The sequence below is a fragment of the Alicyclobacillus sendaiensis NBRC 100866 genome (genome assembly GCF_001552675.1).
In the GTDB taxonomy this organism is placed as follows: domain Bacteria; phylum Bacillota; class Bacilli; order Alicyclobacillales; family Alicyclobacillaceae; genus Alicyclobacillus; species Alicyclobacillus sendaiensis.
In genome coordinates, this window is record NZ_BCRQ01000094.1 from 1 (window position 1) to 5,562 (window position 5,562).

4 protein-coding genes and 1 other RNA gene are annotated in these 5,562 nt (G+C 64.7%); all 5 read right to left on the reverse strand.

The genetic code is table 11. The annotated features are described in order from the left end of the window. Nucleotides 1–3 precede the first annotated feature (3 nt). Nucleotides 4–374: a transfer-messenger RNA gene (ssrA, locus tag AS26_RS13015) on the reverse strand. A gap of 163 nt (nt 375–537) precedes the next feature. Continuing rightward, entirely contained in the window at nt 538–1,011 is a 474-nt protein-coding gene (smpB, locus tag AS26_RS13020; protein WP_062310406.1) for an SsrA-binding protein SmpB, read from the reverse strand. Nucleotides 1,012–1,097: 86 nt separating this feature from the next. Continuing rightward, nucleotides 1,098–3,803 carry a ribonuclease R gene (rnr, locus tag AS26_RS13025; protein ID WP_062310409.1) on the reverse strand — a complete coding sequence of 902 codons (2,706 nt, stop codon included), beginning with the start codon at nt 3,801–3,803 and terminating at the stop codon, nt 1,098–1,100. 137 nt (nt 3,804–3,940) lie between these two features. Next, on the reverse strand, nt 3,941–5,143 hold the full coding sequence (locus tag AS26_RS13030; protein ID WP_062310412.1) for an MFS transporter: 1,203 nt from the start codon (nt 5,141–5,143) through the stop codon (nt 3,941–3,943). 94 nt (nt 5,144–5,237) lie between these two features. Beyond that, complete coding sequence (gene secG, locus AS26_RS13035) at nt 5,238–5,480, reverse strand: preprotein translocase subunit SecG (RefSeq protein ID WP_008341091.1); 243 nt, start codon at nt 5,478–5,480, stop codon at nt 5,238–5,240. Between the last annotated feature and the right edge of the window lie 82 nt (nt 5,481–5,562).

A 5,562-nucleotide genomic window follows, 5' to 3' on the forward strand; every position in this document is an offset into this window, starting at 1 on the left:
GCATGGTGGAGGCGACGGGAATCGAACCCGCGTCCGAAGACCTCGCCGCATGTACATCTACGGGCGTAGACCGTCTACTGAAGTCCCTGTGACCCGCGGACGGTCACGCTGGTGCACAGGCGAGTTCGCTCACGTCTCGCGGCATCCCCGCGAACGAGGGAAGCCGCCAGCCTGCTCAGATGACGTTACGCGACGCGCGCAGGCGACGCATCACGCAACGGTCCCGCTGGATTAAGCAGCGAGAGCGAGCTTGTTTTGAGTGGTAAAGCGATTCGCTTTGCCAGTTAAATTTAGACCTGCGTGGATGACGTGGTCGCAGCCCCACGGCCCGCCGTACATGCTCGAACAGTCCCCGTCGAATCCAAAACGCCCCCGCGTCTTGGCGACACCTGTCCGGCATGCCGCAAGCGAATCGCGATGGTTCACGAGCACACCTTATTATACTCCATTCCGAAGACAGATCAACCCATTTCCATCAAACCCCAGCGGGCGGTGCGCACGGTCTGCAGCGCCTCCCCAAGCGCACGAGCATGGCCATCACTCACCGCGCATGCGGGCTCGCAGCGCGCGTTGAATTTCGCGGTTTGCGTCCCGCTCCTTGGCGGCTTCGCGCTTGTCGTACAGCTTCTTGCCCTTCGCGAGCGCCAGTTCCACCTTTGCCCACCCATCCTTCAGGTAAATCTTCGTCGGCACCAACGTGACGCCCCGCTGGCGGACTGCACCGTACAGGTGGTTGATCTCCTTCTTGTGCAACAGGCACTTTCGCGGCCGCAACGGATCGTGATTGAATCGATTCCCCTGCTCGTATGGCGCGATATGCATGTTGTAAATGTACACTTCGCCGTCGTCGACGCGCGCGTACGCGTCGCGCAGGCTGACGGACCCTTTCCGCACCGACTTGATCTCCGTGCCGGTCAGGACGAGTCCGGCCTCGTAGGTCTCCTCGATGAAGTAGTCGTGATACGCCTTCCGATTTTGCGCAATCAACCGAATGCCCTGCGATCTCGCCATCTCACGTCACTCCGATGCTCCAACGTGCGCGCCGCGCGGCCGCGCCGGGACGCCCCGCCACCGCCCCCGCACACGGCGCGGCCCGCCTACCGCTTCCCCTTCTTGCGCGCACCGCGCTTGCCCGATTTCCCTGACTCCGATTTCCGCTTCCCGGTCGATTTCGCGCCAGGCCGCGATCGACCGCCCCTGGCCGCGCCCTTTCCTCTCCCGCTGTCCCTCTCCGCCTCCCAGGTCGGCCACGTGCGGTAGCCGCCCCGCCGCGCGGGCGCCGAGGCGCGCGAACCCGCCACCCGGCCATCCGCCGGCTCACGGACTTCGTCCGCCGCCCCGCGGCCGCCTCGCTTGCGCCGCCGGGAACGCGGATCGGGATACTCCTCATCCCAGGCGTCGTACGGGAGAGCCCCGGGCAGCATGTCGCCAAGCGCCGCAGACCGCTCTTCTTCGCCGTCGTCCCAGTCGGACAGGCGAACGCCCGCGCGCGCCTCCTCCGTTCGATCTCGCCGCGCGCGCTGGCGCTTGCCGTCCCGCCCCTTCCGGTCTCCGGCCTGCGCAGCCGCCTGGCGCCTTCGGCGCTCCGTCTCCCTCCGCTCTTTCGGCGTCAGATCCTCATCATACACGATGGCGCCGGGACCTTCACCGCCGACGTACGTCGCCTCGCGCAGATGCTCCACGAGCCCGAAGTCGATCCGGAGGTCCTCTTTCACCGCTCGGATCACGACGACGCGGACGGGATCGCCAATGCGAAACACGCGCCGCGTGCGCTCTCCAATGAGCGCCATCTGGCGTTCGTGCAGCACGTAGTAATCGTCCGCCAGCTCGCTGATGTGAATCATTCCTTCGACGCCGTTGTCCAGTTGCACGAACAGGCCAAAGGGGACGACGCCTGAGATGATGCCGTCGAACTCCTCGTCAATGTGCGCCTGCATGTACTCGACCATCTTCAATTGATCGACTTCGCGCTCCGCCTCCTGGGCAATCCGCTCGCGCTCGCTCGACTGCCGGCTCGCCTCCGCGACAAACTCGCGCAGCTGCGCCTCCCGCTTGGGAGACAGCGATCCGCGCGTGAGTACCTCGCGAATGATGCGGTGGATGGCCAGGTCCGGGTATCGGCGGATGGGCGACGTGAAGTGCGTGTAGTAGTCGGCCGCGAGGCCAAAGTGCCCCGTGCACTCCGGCCGATACTTCGCCTGTTGCATCGACCGCAGCATCACCATCGAAATCATCCGCGCCTCGCGCTTGCCTTCCACTTCATTCAGCACTTCTTGCAGCGCTCGGGGGTGGACCTTGCCCCCGGCCGATCCCTTCACGTGGTAACCGAAATTGTGCAGGAACAGATTGAGGTGGATGATCTTGTCCGGATCCGGCTCATCGTGCACGCGGTAGATGAACGGCACGCCGAGCCAGTGAAAGTGCTCTGCCACGGTTTCGTTGGCCACGAGCATAAACTCCTCGATGATCCGCTCCGCGATGGAGCGTGGGCGCGGCTCGATGGAGGTGGGCTCGCCGAGATCGTTCACGCGCACCTTGATCTCGTCAAAATCGAAGTCGATGGCGCCCCGCCGCATGCGCTTCTCCCGCAGAATGAGCGCGAGTTCCCGCATCAGCTCAAACATGGGCACGAGCGGCGCATACCGCGCGCGCAGGGTTTCATCCTCGTCCTCGAGGATCTTCCGCACATCGTTGTAGGTCATGCGCTCCGCTGTCCGAATGACGCTCGGCACAATCTCGTGGGAGACGACCCGCCCCTGCCTATCGATCTCCATCACGCACGACATTGTGAGGCGATCCACCTTGGGATTCAGCGAGCAGATGTTGTTCGACAGGCGCGGCGGCAACATGGGGATGACGCGATCGACCAAGTACACGCTCGTCCCGCGCCGAAACGCCTCCTTGTCGAGCGGGCTGTTCTCCTTCACGTAGTAGCCGACGTCGGCGATATGCACGCCGAGCTCATAATGGCCGTTGGGCAGGCGTTTCACGTGAACCGCGTCGTCGAGGTCTTTCGCGTCCTCGCCGTCGATGGTCACGATGGTCTCGCTTCGAAAATCCTTGCGCCGCGCGATCTCGGCGGGATCTAGCTCCAGCGGAATTCGCTCCGCGTCCGCGAGCACATCCTCGGGAAACACCTCCGGGAGGTTGTATTTCCGGACAATGGCCAGGATGTCGACGCCGGGCTCGTCCGGATAGCCGAGGACTTCCACCACCCGCCCCACGGGCCCGTGGGTGGCCGTGGGATACGACGTCAGCTCGACCACCACCACCTGGCCGTCGTGCGCCTGTCCCACCGCGTCTTTCGGCACAAACACGTCCTCCGGGAACCGCTTGTCGAGCGGCGTGACGAAGGCGTGATGCGCGTAAATCGAGATCTGACCCACCATGCGGTCGTTCCCGCGCTCGAGAATCTTGACGATCTCGCCCTCGCGGTGCGCCTGGGCGCCTTTCCCGCGCTCCTCGCGCAGGCGCACGAGCACGCGGTCCCCACTCATGGCGCCGTTCAGCGCGGATTGCGGAATGTAGATGTCCGCCTCCGCCTCGTTTTCCGGGATGACAAACCCGTACCCACGCGCTTTGAGCTGAAGCCTCCCGGCGATGAAGTTCATCTGCTCCGGGAGGGCGTATCGGTTGTTCCTGGTGCGAACGAGATCTCCCGCGTCCTCCATCTCATTCAGAAGGCGGACAAATGCGCGAAAGTCCGCCGCGCTCTTCACGCCGAGCTGCTCACACAGCTCCTGGACCGTGCTCGGCCTGTACCCTTCCGAACGCAGGTATTCAAGCAATCGCTCTTTCCACAAGAAGGCTTCACTCCATCGTCCATCAGCCGAGTGCACCGGATGTTGCCGCGTGCGTTGCTACTAGTATGAACCCAATCGGACGAGATCGCCACAAAAGGAAGAAGAAATTTGCGCGACGCGGCAAACGGCAGGCGGCCTCAGGCCTCCTTCTGGCTGGGGCGCTTGTGCAGGAAGAGCGAACAGATGACCAGTCCGACGGCGAGCGCGGCGAGCAGCCAGAACGAGTCGACAAAGTTCCCCGTGGCATCCTTGATGGCCCCGGCCAGAATGGGCACGACGCCCGAGATGAGGTAACCGCCGCACTGCATCATGGCCGTCCAGCGGCTGGCGTCGTCACCGTTTGTCGTCTCGTCGAGCGGCAGAATGAGCAGGATGGGGAACAAGCCCCCGAGACCGACGCCGAGCAGCACATCCGCCAACCAAGCGCTCCACGCGGGCAGCGGCAGCGCGCACACCGCGATCCCCATGAGCGTCAGGGACGCGGATGCGACGAGCCAGGGCGCCCGGTTTGTGGCGCGGCTCATGGCCATGGGCACGAGAAGACTCGCGAACATCTGAATGAGCGCAAACACGGTGAGCACCACGCCCGCGCCGCTGGCCGAGTATCCGGCCTCCTCGGCGCGGGGCGCGAGCCACGTCGTGGTCGAATAGTAAATGCCGGACTGCAACCCGAACGCCGCGAGCAAGAGCCACGCTCTGCCCGTGCGCCAGGGCGAGGGCGATTCGGATGATTTGGGCTCGCCGCCGCTCGAAGCTGCTCTATTCGTCTCCTCGTCCGCCGCCTGCGCCGCGCGAAGCACCGGCCACCAGACGAGGAGCCCGAACACGGCGAGCACCGTCCACATGCCGAGCGACGCCTGCCACGCCCCAAGCGCTTGCGCGAGCGGAATCGACAGCGCGGCGCTCGCCAACGCGCCGAGGCCAATGCCCACCGAGTAGAGCCCAATGACGGCGGGCGCCCGCTGGCCGAAGTGATGTTTGATGAAGCCCGAAAGAAGCGGCCCGCAGATGGCGATGCCGAGGCCTGCCGCGAACGCGGACGCCAAGAGCAGCCACGCCGCGTGGGCAAAGAATCGGACGAGCGTCGCGAGGCCGACGAGTGCCACGCAAGCCAAAATGGCCCGATTCATCCCCAGCCTCGCCGCCACCGCACCCGTGAGTGGCGCGAAGGCGCCCATGCAAAACACGGGAATGGACGTGAGCAAGCTGACCTCCGCCGCGTTCATGTGAAGCGAGCGCTGAATGGTCAGCACGAGCGGACCGATGGACGTGATGGGCGGCCTGAGATCGAGCGACACGACGAACACCGCCATCACCAGGAGCCAGCGCGCCTTTCCCATCCCCATGTCCTCCCTTTCGCTGGGCGCAAAAAAGGAGCCCTTCTGCACCGCAGAAGAGCACCCGCTTCCCGTTTCATCGATGTGCATCGCACGTCTAATGCACGTTGTAGTGGTACATCACCGCGATGAGCCCCGTCACCAGGAACAGGAGCACGGCGAGCACCACGGTCACGCGGGCCAGCAGGGAATCCATCCCTTTCGGGCGGCGGTTGGAAAACTGGTTGGCGCCGCCCGTGATGACGCCCGACAGGCCCGCGCTTCTGCCCGACTGGAGCAGGATGACAAGCACGAGCAAGGCACAGAGCGCCACGAGGGCAATCTTGGCCGCCAGCATCATGGTCTTGTCACCTCCGCTCCCCAAATCCCAAACCTAGTCTAGCACGGCTGTCAACCTTGGACAAACGCGGCGCGACCCGCGG

What these genes read in the sequence shown, in the direction of transcription:
- smpB (WP_062310406.1), bottom strand. Translation starts at nt 1,011, where the DNA reads ATGGCGAGATCGCAGGGCATTCGGTTGATTGCGCAAAATCGGAAGGCG.
- AS26_RS13030 (WP_062310412.1), bottom strand. Translation starts at nt 5,143, where the DNA reads ATGGGAAAGGCGCGCTGGCTCCTGGTGATGGCGGTGTTCGTCGTGTCG.
- secG (WP_008341091.1), bottom strand. Translation starts at nt 5,480, where the DNA reads ATGATGCTGGCGGCCAAGATTGCCCTCGTGGCGCTCTGTGCCTTGCTC.